The 19,563-nt window shown below is 44.5% G+C and carries 16 protein-coding genes; 6 read left to right on the plus strand and 10 right to left on the minus strand.

Going from position 1 to position 19,563, the window contains the following annotated elements; all coding sequences use genetic code 11:
- Positions 1–145: 145 nt before the first annotated feature.
- The 5 genes from potA (at position 146) to L3V27_RS09105 (ending at position 5,295) form a co-directional block, all read left to right on the plus strand.
- Positions 146–1,261: a spermidine/putrescine ABC transporter ATP-binding protein PotA gene (gene potA, locus L3V27_RS09085; RefSeq protein WP_225461677.1), complete on the plus strand. Its 1,116-nt coding sequence runs from the start codon at positions 146–148 to the stop codon at positions 1,259–1,261.
- Positions 1,242–2,102 (plus strand): spermidine/putrescine ABC transporter permease PotB, encoded by an 861-nt coding sequence (potB, locus tag L3V27_RS09090; protein WP_012841831.1) that lies wholly within the window; start codon positions 1,242–1,244, stop codon positions 2,100–2,102. Before potA ends, potB begins: the two co-directional genes overlap by 20 nt.
- A complete protein-coding gene (potC, locus tag L3V27_RS09095) occupies positions 2,102–2,872 on the plus strand; it encodes a spermidine/putrescine ABC transporter permease PotC (RefSeq protein ID WP_005396472.1) in 771 nt (256 codons plus the stop codon). The genes potB and potC overlap by 1 nt, the downstream gene beginning before the upstream one ends.
- A gap of 106 nt (positions 2,873–2,978) precedes the next feature.
- The gene (locus tag L3V27_RS09100) at positions 2,979–4,010 is read left to right on the plus strand and encodes an extracellular solute-binding protein (protein ID WP_012841832.1); all 1,032 of its coding nucleotides are present in this window, start codon (positions 2,979–2,981) and stop codon (positions 4,008–4,010) included.
- Between the two features lie 247 nt (positions 4,011–4,257).
- Positions 4,258–5,295 (plus strand): extracellular solute-binding protein, encoded by a 1,038-nt coding sequence (locus tag L3V27_RS09105; protein ID WP_053807418.1) that lies wholly within the window; start codon positions 4,258–4,260, stop codon positions 5,293–5,295.
- 90 nt (positions 5,296–5,385) lie between these two features.
- On the opposite strand, the gene cobB is transcribed toward L3V27_RS09105, so the two are convergent.
- Entirely contained in the window at positions 5,386–6,117 is a 732-nt protein-coding gene (gene cobB / locus L3V27_RS09110) for a Sir2 family NAD+-dependent deacetylase (RefSeq protein ID WP_053807417.1), read from the minus strand.
- A 118-nt stretch (positions 6,118–6,235) separates the two neighbouring features.
- Here cobB and L3V27_RS09115 point away from each other — a divergent pair, with 118 nt between their 5' ends.
- The gene (locus L3V27_RS09115; RefSeq protein WP_012841833.1) at positions 6,236–6,409 is read left to right on the plus strand and encodes a hypothetical protein; all 174 of its coding nucleotides are present in this window, start codon (positions 6,236–6,238) and stop codon (positions 6,407–6,409) included.
- 32 nt (positions 6,410–6,441) lie between these two features.
- Here the strand turns inward: L3V27_RS09115 and L3V27_RS09120 are convergent, their stop codons facing one another.
- From L3V27_RS09120 to L3V27_RS09160, 9 genes are all read right to left on the minus strand, one after another.
- The gene (locus L3V27_RS09120; protein WP_047008781.1) at positions 6,442–7,662 is read right to left on the minus strand and encodes an ammonium transporter; all 1,221 of its coding nucleotides are present in this window, start codon (positions 7,660–7,662) and stop codon (positions 6,442–6,444) included.
- A 342-nt stretch (positions 7,663–8,004) separates the two neighbouring features.
- Positions 8,005–8,904 carry an immunity 49 family protein gene (locus tag L3V27_RS09125; RefSeq protein WP_237311661.1) on the minus strand — a complete coding sequence of 300 codons (900 nt, stop codon included), beginning with the start codon at positions 8,902–8,904 and terminating at the stop codon, positions 8,005–8,007.
- On the minus strand, positions 8,905–13,281 hold the full coding sequence (locus tag L3V27_RS09130; protein WP_237311662.1) for an RHS repeat-associated core domain-containing protein: 4,377 nt from the start codon (positions 13,279–13,281) through the stop codon (positions 8,905–8,907).
- Positions 13,282–13,704: 423 nt separating this feature from the next.
- A complete protein-coding gene (locus L3V27_RS09135) occupies positions 13,705–14,121 on the minus strand; it encodes a hypothetical protein (RefSeq protein ID WP_053807413.1) in 417 nt (138 codons plus the stop codon).
- Positions 14,105–15,157, minus strand: a complete 1,053-nt coding sequence (locus L3V27_RS09140) for a formate dehydrogenase subunit gamma (protein ID WP_047008778.1) — start codon at positions 15,155–15,157, stop codon at positions 14,105–14,107. The genes L3V27_RS09135 and L3V27_RS09140 overlap by 17 nt, the downstream gene beginning before the upstream one ends.
- A gap of 14 nt (positions 15,158–15,171) precedes the next feature.
- Positions 15,172–15,780: a formate dehydrogenase FDH3 subunit beta gene (fdh3B, locus tag L3V27_RS09145; protein WP_042522964.1), complete on the minus strand. Its 609-nt coding sequence runs from the start codon at positions 15,778–15,780 to the stop codon at positions 15,172–15,174.
- A gap of 11 nt (positions 15,781–15,791) precedes the next feature.
- Positions 15,792–18,647 carry a formate dehydrogenase subunit alpha gene (locus tag L3V27_RS09150; RefSeq protein ID WP_005396169.1) on the minus strand — a complete coding sequence of 952 codons (2,856 nt, stop codon included), beginning with the start codon at positions 18,645–18,647 and terminating at the stop codon, positions 15,792–15,794.
- Positions 18,648–18,657: 10 nt separating this feature from the next.
- Positions 18,658–18,858 (minus strand): twin-arginine translocation signal domain-containing protein, encoded by a 201-nt coding sequence (locus L3V27_RS09155; protein ID WP_237311663.1) that lies wholly within the window; start codon positions 18,856–18,858, stop codon positions 18,658–18,660.
- Between the two features lie 73 nt (positions 18,859–18,931).
- Complete coding sequence (locus tag L3V27_RS09160) at positions 18,932–19,558, minus strand: molecular chaperone (RefSeq protein ID WP_006742580.1); 627 nt, start codon at positions 19,556–19,558, stop codon at positions 18,932–18,934.
- Positions 19,559–19,563: the final 5 nt, after the last annotated feature.

A 19,563-nucleotide genomic window follows, 5' to 3' on the forward strand; every position in this document is an offset into this window, starting at 1 on the left:
TTGCCTGCAAAATTTTTTCTGTTTCAAGATAAGAAAATGCTTTAATTTCACAATTTTGGTGATTATGATGCGCGCCTCAAAAGTGAATGGCTAGTGTCACATCAGCTGGGATTATCCCAGCTTGAACGTGGGGGAAATACAGACGTTGAACGCAAAACCGCAAGCAGGAAAGCCAGTTATTCGTTTATCTGGTATTAGTAAAAGTTTCGATGGTAAGGAAATCATCGGTAATTTAAATCTGGATGTTAATCATGGTGAGTTTCTGACGATTCTTGGGCCTTCTGGTTGTGGTAAAACGACAGTTTTACGAATGATCGCTGGTTTTGAAGCGGCGGATAACGGTCAAATCATTTTGGATGACCAAGATGTAACACAGGTTCCTGCTGAGCAGAGACACGTCAACACGGTATTTCAAAGTTACGCACTGTTTCCACACATGACCGTTTTTGACAATGTCGCTTTTGGTCTTCGTATGCAGAAAACGCCTGCAGCAGAGATTGAACCAAGAGTAATAGAAGCATTACGCATGGTTCGTCTAGAAAAAATGGCACAGCGTAAACCGCACCAACTTTCTGGTGGCCAGCAACAGCGTATCGCAATTGCTCGTGCAGTTGTTAATAAACCAAAAGTACTTCTGCTCGATGAATCGCTATCGGCGCTGGACTACAAGTTGCGTAAACAAATGCAGATCGAGTTGAAGCAGCTTCAGCGTCAACTTGGTATTACCTTTATCTTTGTAACACACGACCAGGAAGAAGCCCTATCGATGTCAGACCGCATTATCGTGATGCGTGATGGCGTTATCGAACAAGATGGCTCTCCGCGTGAGATTTATGAAGAGCCTAAGAACCTGTTTGTTGCTCGCTTTATTGGTGAGATCAACGTATTCAATGCAACCATGCTAGAGCGCATCGATGACAAACGCATCCGCGCAGAAATTGAAGGTGTTGAATCCGTCGTTTACTACGATAAGGAAGCACAGAAAGGCGATAAACTACAAGTACTACTTCGACCTGAAGACTTACGTATCGAAGAAATCAAAGAGTCTGAAGAAAAAGGCATTGTTGGTCACGTAACTGAGCGTACTTATAAAGGTATGACGTTAGATTCTGTTATCCAATTGGATTCAGGTATGCGTGTAATGGTAAGCGAATTCTTTAACGAAGATGATCCTGATGTGGACCACTCACTTGGCCAGAAAGTCGCTATCACTTGGGTTGAGAGCTGGGAGGTAGTACTCAATGATAAGCAAGAAGATTAATCTTCAGAACGCGATCATTGCCTTAATCGTAGGCTGGCTAACACTGTTTGTGTTGGTACCAAACGTGATGATTATTGGTACCAGTTTCTTAACGCGTGATGAAGCAAACTTAATCGAAATGACATTCACTTTCGACAACTACTTGCGTCTGCTGGACCCACTGTATGCGAAAGTGCTGATGCACTCGTTCTACATGGCAATTGTGGCAACGTTGTTGTGTTTAGTCATTGGATACCCGTTTGCTTATATCGTAGCGAAAATGCCTGAAAAATGGCGTCCGTTTATGCTGTTTTTGGTGATCGTACCATTTTGGACGAACTCTTTGATTCGAACTTACGGACTGAAGATTGTTCTCGGTACACAGGGCATTTTGAACAAGTCGCTGATGGCAATGGAAATCATCGACAAGCCGTTGCGTATTATGTATACCGAAACGGCTGTAATGATTGGTCTTGTATACATCCTACTTCCTTTCATGATTCTGCCGCTTTACTCGGCAATCGAGAAGTTGGACAACACTTACATCGAGGCAGCAAAAGACCTCGGTGCGAACAAGCTCCAAACCATTACTAAAGTAATTCTACCTCTGACAATGCCTGGCATTATCGGTGGCTGTTTGTTGGTTCTACTACCTGCGCTGGGTATGTTCTACATCTCAGATCTTCTAGGCGGTGCGAAGAACCTACTGATTGGTAACGTAATTAAGAGCCAAGTATTGAACGCTCGTGATTGGCCATTTGGTGCTGCGACCAGTATCGCCCTCACCTTCGCAATGGCGGTCATGCTTTACGCTTACTACCGAGCAGGCAAATTATTGAATAAGAAAGTGGAGCTAGACTAATGGGACGCACAGTTAGATTTAGCTTTATGGCGTTGGTTTATGCATTTTTGTATCTGCCAATCGTTGTACTAATCGTAAACTCATTTAACGCCAATAAATTTGGTATGAAATGGGGTGGTTTCACCACGAAATGGTATGAAACCCTAGTCAACAACGACAGCCTAATGCAGGCTGCATGGCACTCATTGAACGTGGCGGTATTTTCTGCGACAGCGGCTACTATTATTGGTAGCTTAACAGCTGTTGCCCTATTCCGATACTCGTTCAAAGGCAAAGGTGCTGTAAACGGCATGTTGTTTGTCGTAATGATGTCTCCAGATATTGTCATGGCGATTTCATTACTTGCTCTGTTCCTAGTATTAGGCGCACAGCTGGGCTTCTTTACTCTATTGATTGCCCACATCACCTTCTGTTTGCCATTTGTGGTGGTAACCGTATACAGCCGCTTAAATGGCTTCGATGTGAAGATGTTGGAAGCAGCAAAAGATCTTGGCGCAAGTGAATGGGTTATCTTAAAGCAGATCATCCTTCCTCTTGCAAAACCAGCAGTTGCGGCAGGCTGGCTGCTTAGCTTTACCCTGTCTCTGGACGACGTAATTATTAGTTCGTTCGTAACAGGTCCAACGTATGAAATCCTACCATTGAAAATTTACTCGATGGTTAAGGTGGGTATTTCACCGGAAGTGAATGCTCTTGCAACGGTCATGTTGGTGGTTTCTTTAATTCTTGTCGTAATTTCTCAGTTGCTTGCAAGAGAAAAAGTAAAGTAAAATCCACATCCGTTAACATCACGAAACAGAATGGTTACATGCCATTCTGTTTTTCTATCTACCGTCCAAAATGATTTGGACAACGTTTGGTTTGGAGCTAACGTCAATGAAAAAATGGGCTACTCTATTAGCTGGTAGTGCATGTGCGCTTTCTCTGTTCTCAGGTTCAGCGGCAGCGGACGATAAAGAATTGGTATTTATGAACTGGGGGCCTTACATCAACAGTAATATCCTAGAGCAATTTACCAAAGAAACTGGTATCAAAGTGATCTACTCGACTTACGAGTCGAACGAAACTTTGTACGCAAAGCTAAAAACTCATAACCAAGGTTATGACCTAGTGGTACCTTCAACGTACTTCGTAGCAAAAATGCGCGATGAAGGTATGCTACAAAAGATCGATAAGACTAAGCTTAAAAACTTCGGCAACCTAGATAAGAACTATCTAGACAAGCCTTACGATCCAAATAACGACTACTCTATTCCACACGTTGTTGCGATTACAGGTCTAGCGGTTAACGCAGATATGTACGATCCAAACGACTTCCAAAGCTGGGCAGATCTATGGAAGCCTGAGCTTGAAGGTCAAGTAATGCTGATGGACGACACTCGTGAAGTCTTCCATATCGCTCTGCGTAAACTTGGCTATTCAGGCAACTCAAAAGACCCTAAACAAATAGATGAAGCGTACGCTGAGCTACAAAAGTTGATGCCAAACGTTCTAGTTTTCAACTCTGACAACCCAGGCGCACCTTACATGTCTGGTGAAGTGGGCGTTGGTATGCTTTGGAACGGCAGCGCTGCAGCTGCTCAAAATGAAGGCCTAAACCTTAAACTCGTGTTTCCTAAAGAAGGCGGTATCGGTTGGGTTGATAACTTCGCTATCTCTTCCGGGGCGAAGAACGTAGAAGCAGCTCACAAGATGATCGACTTCCTACTACGTCCAGAAATCGCAGAGCAAATCTCTCGTGATACTGGTTACTTAACAGCGGTAGAGGAATCGAACGCTAAGTTTAAAGATGTTGCACCGCTATTTCCTTCTCAAGAAGATCTTGATCGAGTGGAATGGCAAGATGCGGTTGGTGATCTAACCGTTAAGTACGAAGATTACTTCCTAAAGCTGAAAGCGGGACAGTAATCGAGCTTGTGTAACAAGTCATCGACTAAAAGAAAATAGGCAGCAATACGCTGCCTATTTTTGTAATTGACTGATATAATTATGCGTTGCTAGGTTTATCTGGCTCGATGTCTAGTTTTATCTTCTCGCAAAGCGGAGATACAGCCCTCGAGCTAAATAAACAGATTTGTGCTTACTGCGATTTGGCTCAACTTGATAACTCCAGCTAGTATTGACTTGTCCAATCGCGAAACAAAACGGAAAACAAATGAAAAGTAAATTCTACGCAAGCGCTCTATGTGCAGCGACGCTCATCGCTACCCCTGCAATGGCTGCTGATCAAGAACTGTATTTCTACAACTGGTCGGAATACATTCCAAACGAAGTTCTTGAAGACTTTACAAAAGAAACTGGAATCAAAGTTATTTACTCTACATATGAATCTAACGAGAGTATGTACGCAAAACTTAAAACCCAAGGTTCTGGTTACGACTTGGTAGTACCGTCTACCTATTTCGTCTCTAAAATGCGTAAAGAAAGCATGCTGCAACAGATCGACAAAGAGAAATTGTCTCATTTTGCCGATCTTGATACTAACTTCCTTAACAAACCGTTCGATCCGAACAACAATTACTCTATCCCTTACATTTGGGGTGCGACTGGTATTGGTATCAATGCTGACATGCTAGACAAATCGTCTGTTACTAAGTGGGATGATTTTTGGGATAGCAAGTGGGAAGGTCAACTAATGCTAATGGATGATTCTCGCGAAGTATTCCATATCGCATTGACTAAACTTGGTTACTCACCGAACACCACTAACCCGGATGAAATCAAAGCGGCTTATGAAGAGTTGAAGAAACTAATGCCAAACGTATTAGTATTTAACTCAGACTTTCCTGCAAACCCTTACCTAGCGGGTGAAGTTTCACTTGGTATGCTTTGGAACGGTTCTGCTTACATGGCTCGTCAAGAAGGCGCGAACATCGACATCATCTGGCCAGAAAAAGGAACGATCTTCTGGATGGACAGCCTGGCAATTCCAACTGGCGCGAAGAACGTTGATGCGGCTCATAAGATGATTGACTTCTTACTTCGCCCAGAAAACGCAGCTAAGATCGCACTAGAGATTGGTTACCCTACTCCAGTGAAAACGGCACACGAACTGCTACCGAAAGAATTTGCTAACGATCCAAGCATCTTCCCACCACAAGAAGTGATGGACAGCGGTACTTGGCAAGATGAAGTTGGCGAAGCGAGCGTAATGTACGATGAGTACTTCCAAAAGCTAAAAGTGAACAACTAATTCGTTAGTTTTAAAGATATGAAAAAGCGGCTCATGAGCCGCTTTTTTTGTTCTTAATGACAAGACAAAAGCTCTCCTCTGTGAGAATTATTACGCTCTTTCTTTTCCTTCTAGAGCCAGTATCTCGTCAACTAATTTTGGAACCTCGACGCTTGCTTTTCCGTAGCGTTTTTCCTCAAATTCACTTTCTACCGCACTAGGCTCGAGGTTAATTTCAATGGTATGTGCGCCATGCATTTTTGCATCATGAACAAAACCCGCTGCGGGATATACGACGCCAGAAGTTCCGATAGAAATAAATAAATCTGCCTCTTCTAAAGCCGCGTAGATATCCCCCATTCGCAGTGGCATTTCACCAAACCAAACAATATGTGGTCGCATTTGTGAAGGGATCTGACAGCAGTGACAAAGCTCACCAGTCTTAATGTCCTCACTATGTTCTATAACTTGGTTTGATTCACTGCATCTCGCTTTTAAAAGCTCACCGTGCATATGAATGACGTTATGGCTGCCGCCTCTTTCGTGAAGGTTGTCTATATTTTGAGTGATGACCGTCACTTTACCTTCTAACTCAGCCTCTAGACGACCCAATGCTTCATGCGCTGCATTAGGCTGTATCGCATTGTCTTGAAGTTTCTTGCGGCGTTGGTTGTAAAAATCTTGAACAAGGTCCGGATCGCGAGCAAACCCTTCAGGTGTTGCTACATCTTCAATACGGTGATTCTCCCAAAGGCCATCTTGCGCACGAAATGTTTGAATACCAGATTCAGCCGAGATACCTGCACCAGTAAGTACTACAATATTTCTATAAGGGAAATTCATAACTCATCCTTGCTGTTTTTTCATTAGCTTAACACTGAAAGAATAGCAACAGTAGTAATATGGATTAGACCATGGTCGTAATGGTCACTATTAGGATTACAATTTAAGAGGAACAGCAATGAGACAAGTATCTCTAGCGCTTATATTACTTACGACTTTAGCAGGTTGCCAACTAACCAATGTTGAAGGCGAAGTGGACGACGTAAAAGTAAGAGTCAGCACCAATGACGATAACCATCGTGGTAATGGAGATTTCTGTCCCCCTGGCCAAGCAAAAAAAGGCAATTGCTAAAAGAGCGGCTTTACGCCGCTCCCACATTGGCCTCAATCCTCGTTGGTAGAAGATATTTTATGAATGGCTAGGTCAGCGCCATTGAATTCGTCTTCTTCCGAAAGCCTTAGTCCCATACTGGCATTGATCGCGCCGTAGACTGCAAGCGCCCCAATCACTGCGATAGAAATGCCCAAAAGCGTTCCTAGAAGCTGAACGATAATGCTCACGCCACCTAGCCCACCTAACGCGCTTTGACCAAAGATCCCCGCAGCAATCCCCCCCCAAGCGCCACATACACCGTGTAAAGGCCAGACACCCAACACATCATCAATCTTGGTTTTGTTTTGTAGGTAGGTAAAAAGATAAACAAATAGCACGCCAGCAATCGCACCTGTCACTAAAGCACCGATAGGATGCATTAAGTCTGAACCCGCACATACAGCAACCAAGCCAGCCAGTGGGCCATTATGAATAAAGCCGGGGTCATTCTTACCAGCCAACAATGACGCGACAATGCCTCCGACCATTGCCATCAATGAGTTCATAGCCACCAAGCCACTTATGCCTGACACGGTTTGAGCTGACATGACGTTGAAGCCAAACCACCCCACACATAAGATCCAAGCTCCCAAAGCCAAAAACGGAATATTCGAAGGTGCAAAGTTGGTATGCTTTCCTGCTCGAACTCTGCCTTTTCTCATGCCCAAAAACACAACGGCAACCAACGCTATCCAGCCGCCAACACCATGTACAACGACTGAACCCGCAAAGTCGTGAAAGCCATAACCAAAGGTACTTTCAAACCAAGCTTGAACACCAAAGTTTCCGTTCCAGATTATTCCCTCAAATAACGGGTATACGATGCCGACAGTAAAAAATGTTGCGATTAGAATCGGATAAAAACGAGCTCGTTCTGCGATACCACCTGAAACAATAGCAGGAATCGCTGCAGCGAAGGTCAGCAAGAAAAAGAACTTCACCAACTCGTAACCATTGCCTTGAGATAATGTCTCTGCATCAGCGAAGAAGGTGCCGCCATAAGCGACCCAGTATCCAATAAAAAAATACGCAATGGCGGAAATACCGAAATCGGCCAAGATTTTAACTAAAGCATTAACTTGGTTCTTTTGGCGCACGGTTCCTACTTCAAGAAAAGCAAAACCAGCATGCATCAAAAAAACCATGATTGCGCCAAGTAGTAAGAAAAGTGTGTCGGAACTTTGCGTGAGAGTTTGTACAGCGCCGTGTACCTGATTGGCAGTTACACTCATTATGATTGTCTCCGTTGATCTGTAGCGCACTTATCCTGTGCATCAAAGTTAGGCTCATCACCAATTTGGTGAACTTAATTTATAGAGCGTCTAACAGAGCAATTCTCATTCCATAATTTACATTTCTAACACTTACGCTTTAATTTATTGTTTTGTATGAACTTTAATAAAATTACGCATTCTTGAAATGGTGCTTAACACGCTAATAAATGCACCAATATGGTTTTAGTGCACCAACATAATGCGCACCATATAGCTCAACAAGCAGCAAACTCCCCACCATAAACATATAAGCCACCTCATGAGAGGTGGCTTATATACTGAATGGCTAACTAAAGGAGTTTATCGAGTGATCTTCCCTGCTTTTACTTCTTCTAGCCAACGCCCCTCGACGAGATAAGGAGGAAGCCAACCGGTTTCAATAGATAAATGGTTGCCTTTGTCGTACCACATACACGCCATGCCAAGCAGAGGGAAGTTAATAAAAGTTCGGATGCCTATCCTATCTGGTCCTAATTCTCTAAGATGATATTTCTCTTGAAACTGTAGGTTTTTAACGAGCACTTCCTCAAAATCATAACCAATATTAGTAGTGAGCGCTGCGAAGGTTTCTAGGATCCCCATCGCAATTTCCAACGCCCAGTTATCTCCTTGAGCTACCGCTGCGTCCATTGCTGCAACCAGCTTATCAGGATAGTCCGATGTGCGGTTGTGGAACGACTGAATGACGTCTACTAGCATATAAGACAGCTCACCCGCTTTGGTAGAGCTCTGTCTCATCAAAGAAATCGGAAAGTTCGCCAATATGTCCATACTAGGTTTATCACGCACAATCACCGAAGTAAAATAAGCATCCAACCATCGATTAGGGTGTAAACATCCAGTTTTCAAAATACCTTCGCCTTTCCATGTCACTTCTGGATAATCAGGTAATTTAACGCTTTGAGGTTCGCTTGGTTTAATGGCAAGTTGATGGTAAAAAGCACGCATCAATGACGCCTCATAAAGGCAAAGTGTTCCGATTTGTTCAGTTTCTATTGAAGATGGAAAGCAAGTATACCACCTCACTTGTTCTGAAACGTCGTCGCTAAGAGCGACTAAGTTCTCTCTACGGATTGCTATTAGCTCTTTGCGCTCATCTAAATCTTCATTGATATACATTTGGTATTCAGCGACATCATTTGGTGTCAATTGAGGTTCCGCCTTTCTCTCTATGCTAACTTTCTTTTTATTATCAGACATCTAATCAAATCCTAACTCTACGTTAAATTCTTTTACATTAACTGAAGAAACCTCTCCAGCATCAGAAATAGCTGCTGTGGTGTGAATATATCTAACAGGAATTTTTTTTCTCAATGCTTTATTTATACTTCTGGCCGCTTTCCATTCGGTTGTATCTTTGTCCTTTTGAGCCATTAAATCAGTAATTGCAGTTGCATATTCAGTTGTCCCTTGCTGATATGCCATATTTCCGAGCTTACGGCTACCCAGCGGGCTGCTCCCCCCTTTGGCCTCAACAATGATAATTTCACCTGGTGGTGGCTCCTCCACCTCATAAACCATGTCAAAGTCGCCCGGCTTCGAGATTGAGGTTCCAATATCTTTAGGATGAAGCAACTTAGCATTAGGACGTTTACTCCGGACAAAGTCATCCGCGGCCAACTCACCTATTTTTGCAGACTGTTGGTTAATATTACCAATTTGAGCGTTATATCCCTCTTCGCCAGATCGAGCGTCCATTGCCTCTTGACGCTCTTTCAAGCATTCATCAATTTTTGCTTTGTTTCTTTCTGTTAGCTCATAATCACTCGTATTGAGTTCAGAGTTTTCTTTATACTCTGCTTTATTCAGCACAAGATCTTCAGTAAAGATCGTGCAACCTTCCTCTCCACCGACTTTCTCTGAGTCAAAAACATGCGCATTGACAAACTCCTCAATCCCAACAACATACTGCACTTCGTGCCTGCTGCCATCTGAGTGATTAATATGACGATAAAAAGTAATCTCGTTTCTCTCGCAATCAATATGGTCTAAATCGTATTCATATCGAATATGATTTTTACCTTTGGGTTTGCGGATTTTGACTTGCGAGCGAACGCCATCTTCTCCGACAGATGACTCTTTTGCTGCCTCTAAAATCTGATCACAAACCTCTTGGGGAACATCGCTTTGCGCCTGATACTCTGCCAACATTTGACCCAAGCGTTTTAGCCCTTCTTCACATAGGAAACCTGTTGGGTCAATCCATTGAATTGGGTTGACTGCATATTGGTAATGGTTAATGCCACCAGCAATAGATATCGGATCTTGTTGGATAAAGCGTCCTAGCTTAGGATCGTAATACCGAGCGAGGTTGTAATGTAAGTTGGTTTCTTGATCGAAGTACTGCCCTTGAAAACGCAATGGATTTGCTACATTTTCAATATGTACATGAGCAAAACCGTGAGCATCGTAACTTGCACTCCATACAACATTCCCTTCGCAATCGATCAGTCGCTCTGGTTTACCAACTTGATCGCACTGGTACCAATAAATAACGTCATTTTCTAGCAGTGCCACTGGCATGTAGGTTTCTGGTTGATATAGGTACCAGCGGAAAGCACCTGAAGAGCGTTCACCAATTAAACGTTCACCTTCCCACAAGAACTCTGTAACGCCTTTTTGTGTAATTTTTTTCGTTCTGCGCCCTAGAGCATCATATTCATATTGACTGATGCCATCGTCGGTGTGAACTTCAATGAGCTGATTTAACGCATCAAATACGCGAGTCTGAACGTGTCCTTGCCCCTCACGTTTTGTCTGATTTCCTTGCGCGTCATATTTGAACCGGACATCATCGTGCACTTCAATACGATCAGCGAATACCTCTGAAGTTGGCAAAGTAGGATTGCCAAAACTATCGTATTCAAACTTAGTCACTTCTCCGGAAGCATTGACTCGTTTCAGTTGCCCTAAGGCATCGTACTGATAATGCGTTGCTCCTGCCGTATTATCAATGATTGATGAAATGCGGTTTTGCGCGTTGTAAACGTACTTTTTCTCTCTATCTGGCCAATGTTGTTCAACCAAACGACCAACACCATCATAAATGATGCGCTCATTAAAATGTGCCGTTTTAATTTGCGAAACTCGTCCCATTTCATCGTAATGAAATTTGATTTGAGGTAAATCTAGGTTTCCAAATCGAATCGCTGAAAAACGCCCATATCGATCATAAGAGAAGTTCAGCTCCGTATTATCTGGCAGTACCTGAGATACGCGTTGGCCAACTCTGTTAAACTCCTGCGCTATCTCAAACTGACCTTGAATGCGCTTTGTTAAATGCCCGAATGAGGAGTATTGGTATTGCAATGTTTGATAGCGATTGGATGCGAAAGTAAGTCGCCCACCAAGCGTATAATTGAAGTGGTTCTCTACAATACTGCGACCATTTCCTGCTTTGACGTGCTTGAGATAACCCGCAGCGTCATATCGGTACAGCACAGTCCTATCGGCGACTTGCTTACGATGGATCCGCCCCATATCGTCATAATCAAATTGGCTGTGTAGATTATCAAACCCGACAGTTCCTGATAGCTGGCCTTCATCGTCATACAGAAATTCGAATTCTAAGCCGTCACTCCGAACTAATTTAGTCAGGTTACGTTGTTGATCGTATTCGTAAGAAATATGGCTGCCATCGGGAAAGATGACTGCTTCTTGTTGTGCGAGTGCTCCCCATTGATACGAGGTAATGCCTGTTGGAGTTCGAATCTGAGCAACACGGCTGTGCTCATCGTAAGAATATTCTTCGCTATAACCGACTTTGTCTTCGTCGTTAAAATAACGAACCGATGTACGCCTGCCAAATTGATCATAAGCGAGTTGAGCAATACACCCATCGGGATAAGCGACGCCATTCACCAGATCTTCTTCGTTGTAGCTGTAACGAAGTAATGTACCGTCTATTTCATTCGCGATAAGTCTTTGTTGTTCATCCCACCACCACTGACTTTTCTTACCATCTTCAGACTCTTTTTTGACGACTTGACCGTGTTTATCGTAATCATATTCCGTGACACAGCCGAACTGATCGGTATCCCAAACTCTTTGACCGAGGCTATTGTAGTAAGCCTTCTCGATATCCCCGTCAGGTGAAACCGTTTTAACTAACTTACCTAAGCCGTCATAACCATATTGAACTTCTTTGCCAGAGGAATGAAACTTAGAAACTAATTGACCATGCTGATTATATTGATAATTGACTGTTGACTGATCAGGATAGATAGCTTGTGCTTTTCGTCCTAATTCATCATATTGCCATCGCCAAGTTTTACCTGTGGGGCTTATTTTCTCGAGTAAGTTACCCTGCTCGTCATGCAAGAAAGACCATTGATGATCTAACGAGTCAGAATAAGAAGAATGATTTCCCTGATAATGGAAGCGATAGTCATAAATTCCTGCGTCCCCAACGTTCCTGATGCATTTCGCGTTAGCACATTCGCCATCCCATTCAAAATAATGAGTAAAGCCAGTTGGTCGTACACGCTTAACAATTAAATGGCCGCGGTATTGATACTGTTCCTTCAAGCCCAAATGATTAGTTGCACTGACCAAATCATCGTGCTCATCATAGGTATAAGTTGTCAGAACTTTTTGGGACTTTGCATTAAGCAGTTCTACAAGGCGTCCTTGCTTATCATATTGACATTCAAGAACCGGACGCTTGTTGTATGCAATCTCGATCAATCGATGGTTTCGAGAATACTGCAGTTGAAACGTTGAAAACGTGCCATTTCTGACTTGTTTAACAAGCCAACGATCATCTTTCTGTTCAAATCGATATTGATGCCCATTAGCGAGCGTCACGATCCGAGTTGCTGAATTTAGGAAATAACAGCTCGCACCAGCGTATATCTGGTAACTTGTTGCTCCAGTATCTACTGGCTCAAATTCTGTGATATCTGCCTTATCGTCAACAAACTCCCAAGCGATAACGTTGTCTTTCTCATCCGTCTTCTCGTGCAATTCAAACTGAAATGCATGTCGCCAACCAAAGCCCATTCCATGATTTACATCCGACTGCGATGAGCGGTAAGTACGCTGCCAAGTAGTACCTTGTTGTAGCTCGATATCATAGAGTTCGAGAATTTCTTCACCCGTCACAAGTGATACAGGATCACCGGCTTTCTCATGTTTTTCGCTACTTTGTTGTTGAGGCTTAGCAGATGCGGCACTTCTTCCACTCTTTTTATTCGACTTCCCCTTTCCCTTCGATGGTTTTGCATTGACGGTATTTTGAGTCGGTGGAGGCGTAACCGCAGAGGAGAGTGCGTAGTTTTCTCCGGTCGGTACAATTCGAGCAACATGCAAGTCACCGTTCACCAAAGCATTGGCAAACGTTGAATTATAGTGTTGGGAAGTAAGCTCACCGTCAGGTATGTTTGGCTTGAATTGACCAATCAAATAGAACAAGTCTTCGACAGAGCGAAGGTCAAGCTCACCAAAGCTCTCAAGAAACTCTATTGCCTCTTGTTTGGTCACGAATGTTTTAGGTTCGCCGCTAGTAAGTAACTGACCAGAGAAGTGATAACTTTCGCCAAAGCGATTCGTGATAGGAATGACGAATTGAGGGATCATAGCCGTAACGTGTTTGTCCTTTTCTTACCTTGCCGCATCATTTAATGCTCGTTTCGCTCTTTTTATTTGTGAGAGCAAGATGCCTTAATCAAACATCCTCCGATAGAGATTCCTCTGTATGCGTAGACTGAATGTATTGATGGCAATTTTCACGTATGCAACTCTTTGAATTTCTGAGCGCAGCGTACTTTAACGGGACGATGAATCCTGAGTAAATGAACAATAGCGTGAGTGAGACTAATGTCTCATCGCGACGCGATTTTTTTACATGTTTCTTACTTAACTATGATTTTCTGCCCAGTTACGTAAATTCACTCAATAAGTTGCATCAAGTATCACCTGTGGGACTCAGTGCTTCATATTTGAGACATGACAGCAACAAAAAAACCGCCTATTACGGCGGTTTTGCTTAAAGAATACTGATTAAAGGTTTGGACCTGTCGATGGTCTGTGTGGTTGGTTATTGCTCAGTTGCTGCATCCCTTGAAACATTCGCATAAACCACACCAAGATGGCTAATGCAGCAAACACCATCCCTACCCAAGGAATAAAGTAAGCGATGGTTTCAAGCAAAGTACTATGCAACCAATAATCACTCACGCCAACGAGTACACCGTTAGAAGTCGCGACGGTGACGATCAACACAACAAAAAACGTCAGGTAGAGAAAGAAGGTACGAATTAAACCGTAGTAATGAGAAATCACTACGTCGCTGTCTTCTCCCTTATCTAATCGGTAACCAGCATAGATAATTGCGATAACGCCTGAGATCAGAAACGTAAACGGGGTCAGACAGCTCAGGATGTACGCAACCCAAATCCCGTTATGAGGTTTGTTCATTCGCTTTCGCTCCTTTTGCTTCCGTTTGTGCCGTATCTGTTTCGCCCATCGCTTCTTTGGATTTCACTTCTTCATACCAAAGATCGTGATGCTCTTTCGCCCATGTTTCATCAACTTCACCTGTCACCATGCCTTCTAGCGCACCTTCCATACCGAATAGACCAATATAGATGTGGAAGATAAAGCCACAGATTAGAATCAGTGCCGAAATCGCGTGAACTAAGTTAGAAAGCTCCATGTCACGGCGAGTTTGGCCAAAGATAGGAAAATCTAGAACTAAGCCACTCACTGCCGCGATAGCACCAAAGAAGATCAATAACCAATAGATTGCCTTCTCACCACCGTTTGAGAAACCAGCTGACGGATGTGTGCCTTTGTGTTTACCAACCATACCGCCCATTTTCATGAACCAACGAACATCAGTCATGTTTGGAATCGACTTGCGCCACCATTTAAAGAGCACGAGCATCAGCAAAATGAAGAACAATGGTCCCATGTAATTGTGGTACTGCTTCGCCAACATGACGATAAAGCCCCAGAACTCAGTAGGAACGTACGGTTTTAAGAAGTGCTTACCGTAAACCAGCATCAAACCACTGAATGCCAACGTTAAGAATGTAAACGCCATACTCCAGTGAAGCGCGCGGTCTAAACGAGACCAACGTTTCATCTTTCTGCCAGTACGCGGCTTGCTAAGCATTAAAGGGCCAACGAGTACGTAAGCCATGATTACCATTGCAATACTGCCGAAAATCGCGACAGCACCAGCTGGAGACATCCATTTCTCTTTTAGAATGTACCAAGTCTCACCAGGTTTACTGATCAATACGCCATGTTCTGGCGATTGAGACGTGGTGTAGCCTTCTTGCCCCTCTCTGACCTCGCGCCAATAGTCTGCCCCGGCGAGTTGCGTGATCTCCTGTTGAATAACTTTAGAAGATTGTTCCTCTGCTGAAGCAGGCATTGCGAAAGTCAGCAGCAATGCCGTCATCATTGACAGCATTGCTAGAGACGCACGTTTAAGCGTGTTTAACATGTGCCTCTCCTTACTTAGCTTTTCGTCGCATCGTAAGAAAGATCGTTTCCGTCTGTCCAACCTGCGTTTTTCGCGCCGCGTTCTACCACACGTTGACGGAAAATGTCAGAGACTTTCTCTGCGTCACCCGCAAGCAGCGCTTTTGTTGAACAAAGCGATGCACACATTGGTAACTTGCCTTCTGCGATACGGTTCGCACCGTATTTTTGACGTTCTTCCTCAGAGCCAGGCTCTGTTTCTGGGCCGCCCGCACAGAAAGTACATTTATCCATTTTGCCACGTTCACCAAACGCTTCTTGTTTAGGGAACTGAGGTGCGCCAAACGGACAAGCAAACAAACAGTAACCACAACCGATACACAGATCTTTATTGTGAAGAACGATCCCGTCTTCGGTATGTTCAAAACAGTCTGCTGGACAAACTGCCATACAAGGCGCATCGGTACAGTGCATACAAGCAACAGAGATGGAGTTTTCACCGGGTTCACCATCGTTTAGTGTTACCACGCGGCGACGTTGAATGCCCCATTCAAGCGCATCGTCGTTTTCGTTCTTACATGCAGTAACACAGCCGTTACACTCGATACAGCGCTTGGTGTCACATAGAAATTTCATTCGTGCCATTGTCAGACTCCTTACGCTTTACGAATGTTACATAGGGTTACTTTGGTTTCCTGCATCAAGGTAACCGGGTCGTAACCGTAAGTGGTTGCCGTGTTGGCCGATTCGCCAACAACGTAAGGCTGTGTACCTTCTGGGTATTTAGGACGTAGGTCTTCACCTTCGAACTTACCGCCAAAGTGGAACGGAATGAACGCCAAGCCAGGTTTCACACGGCGTGTTACCATCGCTTTCACCTTGATTCGTCCCTTCTCTGCACCTTCAACCCAAACATCATCACCATCTCTGAAACCAAGGTCGTTCGCGTCTTTCGGATTTACTTCGACAAACATTTCTTGTTGAAGCTCGGCAAGCCATGGGTTTGAACGCGTCTCTTCACCACCACCTTCGTATTCAACCAGACGACCAGAAGTCAGAACGATTGGGTACTCGCCCGATTTGTCTTGCTCTTGAATGGATTTATACAACGTAGGAACACGGAAGATCGCATCTTTGTCGTCCCAAGTTGGGTAATCCGTTACAAGGTCACGACGTGGTGTGTACAGTGGTTCACGATGCAGTGGTACGCGGTCTGGGAACGTCCAAACAATCGCACGCGCTTTCGCGTTACCAAATGGAATACAACCGTGCTTGATCGCGACACGCTGAATACCACCAGAAAGGTCTGTCTTCCAGTTTTTACCCTCTGCTGCCGCTTTCTCTTCAGCGGTTAGATCGTCCCACCAACCAAGTTGTTTCAACAACTTGTCAGTGAATTCTGGGTAACCGTCTTTGATTTCACAGCCTTTCGAGTAGCTGTCTTCCGCAAGAAGGCTCTTGCCTTCGAATTCCACACCAAAGCGCGTACGGAAGTTACCGCCACCTTCTGCAACCGTCTTAGACGTATCGTACAGAATGTGTGTGCCTGGGTGTTTCATTTCCGGTGTACCCCAACATGGCCAAGGTAGACCATAGGTTTCACCGTTGACAGGGCCACCTTCCGCTTCCAATGTGGTTTTGTGGAACGTATGCCAGTTTTGTTGGTGCGCTTTCAAACGCTCTGGGCTTTGGCCTGTGTAACCAATCGTCCACATGCCTTTGTTGAATTCACGCGTTAGGTCTTCAATCACCGGCTGGTTGTTTTCAACACGGATGTTTTTGAACAGAAGATCGGAATAGCCCAGTTTCTTCGAAAGCAGGTACATGATTTCGTGGTCTGGTTTTGATTCGAACAAAGGTTCAATCACCTGATCACGCCATTGTAGAGAGCGGTTAGAAGCGGTAACACTGCCGTATGTTTCAAACTGCGTTGTTGCAGGAAGCAGGTAAACGCCGTCGGTACGGTCGTTCATTACCGCAGCAACCGTTGGGTATGGGTCCACAATCACCATCATGTCCAACTTCTGCATCGCTTTTTTCATCTCAACACCACGTGTTTGAGAGTTCACTGCGTGACCCCAGTAGAACATTGCACGGATGTTTTCGCGTTGACGAATGTTGTCTTTGTTTTCCAGTACGCCATCCACCCAACGAGATACAGGAATACCTGCACTGTGCATTGGTTTCTGACCGCTATAAGCGTTGTCATCGAAACGACCTTTAATCCATTCGTAATCGATTTCCCACACTTTTGACCAGTGTCGCCAAGCACCTTCAGAAAGGCCGTAGTAACCCGGTAGCGTGTCAGAAAGTACGCCAAGGTCGGTCGCGCCTTGTACGTTATCGTGACCACGGAAGATGTTTGCGCCGCCGCCTGATTTACCAATGTTACCAAGCGCTAGCTCAAGCACACAGTAAGCACGTGTGTTGTTGTTACCAGTAGTATGCTGAGTACCACCCATACACCAAACAATACAGCCCGGGCGATTTTCAGAAAGCAGTTTTGCTGTTTGGTAAACGTCTTCTTCGCTTACGCCTGTTACGCGCTCAACTTCTGCTGGCGTCCACTTCGCTACTTCAGCACGGATTTCATCCATACCGAATACACGTTGACGGATGAACTCTTTATCTTCCCATTGGTTTTCGAAGATGTGCCACAACACACCCCAAATGAATGCTACGTCAGAACCAGGACGAAGTGAGACATAGTGATCCGATTTTGCTGCCGTACGTGTACGACGAGGATCCGCTACGACGATCTTACAGTTGTTCTTCTCTTTCGCGATCAGAATGTGCTGCATCGCTACTGGGTGTGCTTCAGCTGGGTTTGAACCAATAAACAGCATCGACTTACAGTTGTGCATGTCATTGAAAGAGTTGGTCATCGCACCGTAACCCCAAGTGTTTGCTACACCCGCCACGGTTGTTGAGTGACAAATACGCGCTTGGTGGTCAACGTTGTTAGTGCCCCAAAGTGATGCCATTTTGCGGAACAAGTACGCTTGTTCGTTACTGTGCTTTGCGCTTCCCAAGAAGTAAACCGAATCAGGCCCAGACTCTTTGCGGATGTCCATCACCTTGTTACCGATTTCTTCGATCGCTTGATCCCAAGAAAGCTTTTTCCACTTACCGTTTTCAAGCTTCATTGGGTATTTAAGACGGCGCTCACCGTGACCATGTTCACGCAGTGCTGCGCCTTTTGCACAGTGACCACCGGCGTTAAATGGGTGGTCGAATGCAGGCTCTTGACCCGTCCAAACACCATTTTGAACTTCTGCGTAAATACCACAACCCACTGAACAGTGAGAACAGATAGTACGTTTTACTTCTGTTTTCGCTTCTGGATCGACGGATTTTGCTTGCGCTTTTTTCATCATTCCCGGTGCGAATAGACTAGCACCAACCACTGCGCCACCAGCGGCAAGCGAAGTGTTTTTCATGAATGCACGACGAGATACGCCAAGCTGGTTCGTTTCTTTGCTCACACTGTCGGAGCGTTTGACAAGTTTCATCCGTTATCTCCTAAAGTGTGCCGTAGTAATCGCGAATGTGTTGAGTTTCACGATACCCTTTCTTCTTCACGTCTTTTTCAGAAGGCTCAACCGTTTCTGAAGCAACGGCCACTTTCGTGGTTCCCGCAACAACAGCACCAGCAACGGCAGCGGTTGTGAAGCCTTTTAGGAGATCCCTACGGCTTGTGTTTATTTCTTTATTATCTTTCATCATTGCTTCCTTACCTTACGGTAGATCTTTGGAGACTCATGCCTCTCTATCGATATGACCAAGTACTGCTCGATTACTCGTAATCAGTGACGTTTTTCACATCAATTTTTAATTTGCTCTTACTGCTTTTGGTGTTCACGCTAAAGCGCACTTGCTCTAGCGTTAAAAACGCATCGCAAAGCTGCGCAGCTGGCTTGTAGAAGTTCACGCTTTCGGCGTTCTCTAGTTGGCGCGTAAAAGATTGGAACCAAGGGGCGATGTGTTTGTTAAACACCGCTTGTTGAAGTTCTTCCTCTTCACCCGTCAGCATTGCCATCACTTCGCACAGTGCAGAAATATGGTCTTCAGGCTCTTTCACGTTCTCTTCTCGCTCGATGCCTAAAAGTTCCAAATCGCGACGAATTTCCGCTAACGGTTTTTCCATCATCGAGCCAGTGCGATGCCAAGATCCGAATGGCACGACTTCACCACGTCCAATGCCAATAAACAGATCTTGATATTCTTCTTCTAACGCTTCTCGCTGCGCTTCGTTCGCGGCTTGTTGCAGTGCGAGCCAAGCTTTTTGCATCGCGCTCTCAGACGGTTCAATTTCTAGCGATTTCAGGAACGCCAGCATTTCATCACTTGGCGCACTACGAAAAAGTGCGGATAGAACGAGATAAATGTCTGTTCTCAGTGTTTGTTCTTGTTGTGTATCCACTGCGA

It is taken from the genome of Vibrio sp. J2-3(2022) (genome assembly GCF_021725735.1).
Taxonomy (GTDB): domain Bacteria; phylum Pseudomonadota; class Gammaproteobacteria; order Enterobacterales; family Vibrionaceae; genus Vibrio; species Vibrio diabolicus.

Excerpts from the sequence above, each read along its gene's own strand:
- L3V27_RS09155 (WP_237311663.1), bottom strand. The coding sequence starts at position 18,858 with ATGAAAGATAATAAAGAAATAAACACAAGCCGTAGGGATCTCCTAAAA.
- potB (WP_012841831.1), top strand. The coding sequence starts at position 1,242 with ATGATAAGCAAGAAGATTAATCTTCAGAACGCGATCATTGCCTTAATC.
- L3V27_RS09125 (WP_237311661.1), bottom strand. The coding sequence starts at position 8,904 with ATGTCTGATAATAAAAAGAAAGTTAGCATAGAGAGAAAGGCGGAACCT.
- L3V27_RS09130 (WP_237311662.1), bottom strand. The coding sequence starts at position 13,281 with ATGATCCCTCAATTCGTCATTCCTATCACGAATCGCTTTGGCGAAAGT.
- potC (WP_005396472.1), top strand. The coding sequence starts at position 2,102 with ATGGGACGCACAGTTAGATTTAGCTTTATGGCGTTGGTTTATGCATTT.
- L3V27_RS09135 (WP_053807413.1), bottom strand. The coding sequence starts at position 14,121 with ATGAACAAACCTCATAACGGGATTTGGGTTGCGTACATCCTGAGCTGT.
- L3V27_RS09120 (WP_047008781.1), bottom strand. The coding sequence starts at position 7,662 with ATGAGTGTAACTGCCAATCAGGTACACGGCGCTGTACAAACTCTCACG.
- L3V27_RS09150 (WP_005396169.1), bottom strand. The coding sequence starts at position 18,647 with ATGAAACTTGTCAAACGCTCCGACAGTGTGAGCAAAGAAACGAACCAG.
- L3V27_RS09100 (WP_012841832.1), top strand. The coding sequence starts at position 2,979 with ATGAAAAAATGGGCTACTCTATTAGCTGGTAGTGCATGTGCGCTTTCT.
- L3V27_RS09105 (WP_053807418.1), top strand. The coding sequence starts at position 4,258 with ATGAAAAGTAAATTCTACGCAAGCGCTCTATGTGCAGCGACGCTCATC.
- cobB (WP_053807417.1), bottom strand. The coding sequence starts at position 6,117 with ATGAATTTCCCTTATAGAAATATTGTAGTACTTACTGGTGCAGGTATC.
- L3V27_RS09140 (WP_047008778.1), bottom strand. The coding sequence starts at position 15,157 with ATGTTAAACACGCTTAAACGTGCGTCTCTAGCAATGCTGTCAATGATG.
- L3V27_RS09115 (WP_012841833.1), top strand. The coding sequence starts at position 6,236 with ATGAGACAAGTATCTCTAGCGCTTATATTACTTACGACTTTAGCAGGT.
- fdh3B (WP_042522964.1), bottom strand. The coding sequence starts at position 15,780 with ATGGCACGAATGAAATTTCTATGTGACACCAAGCGCTGTATCGAGTGT.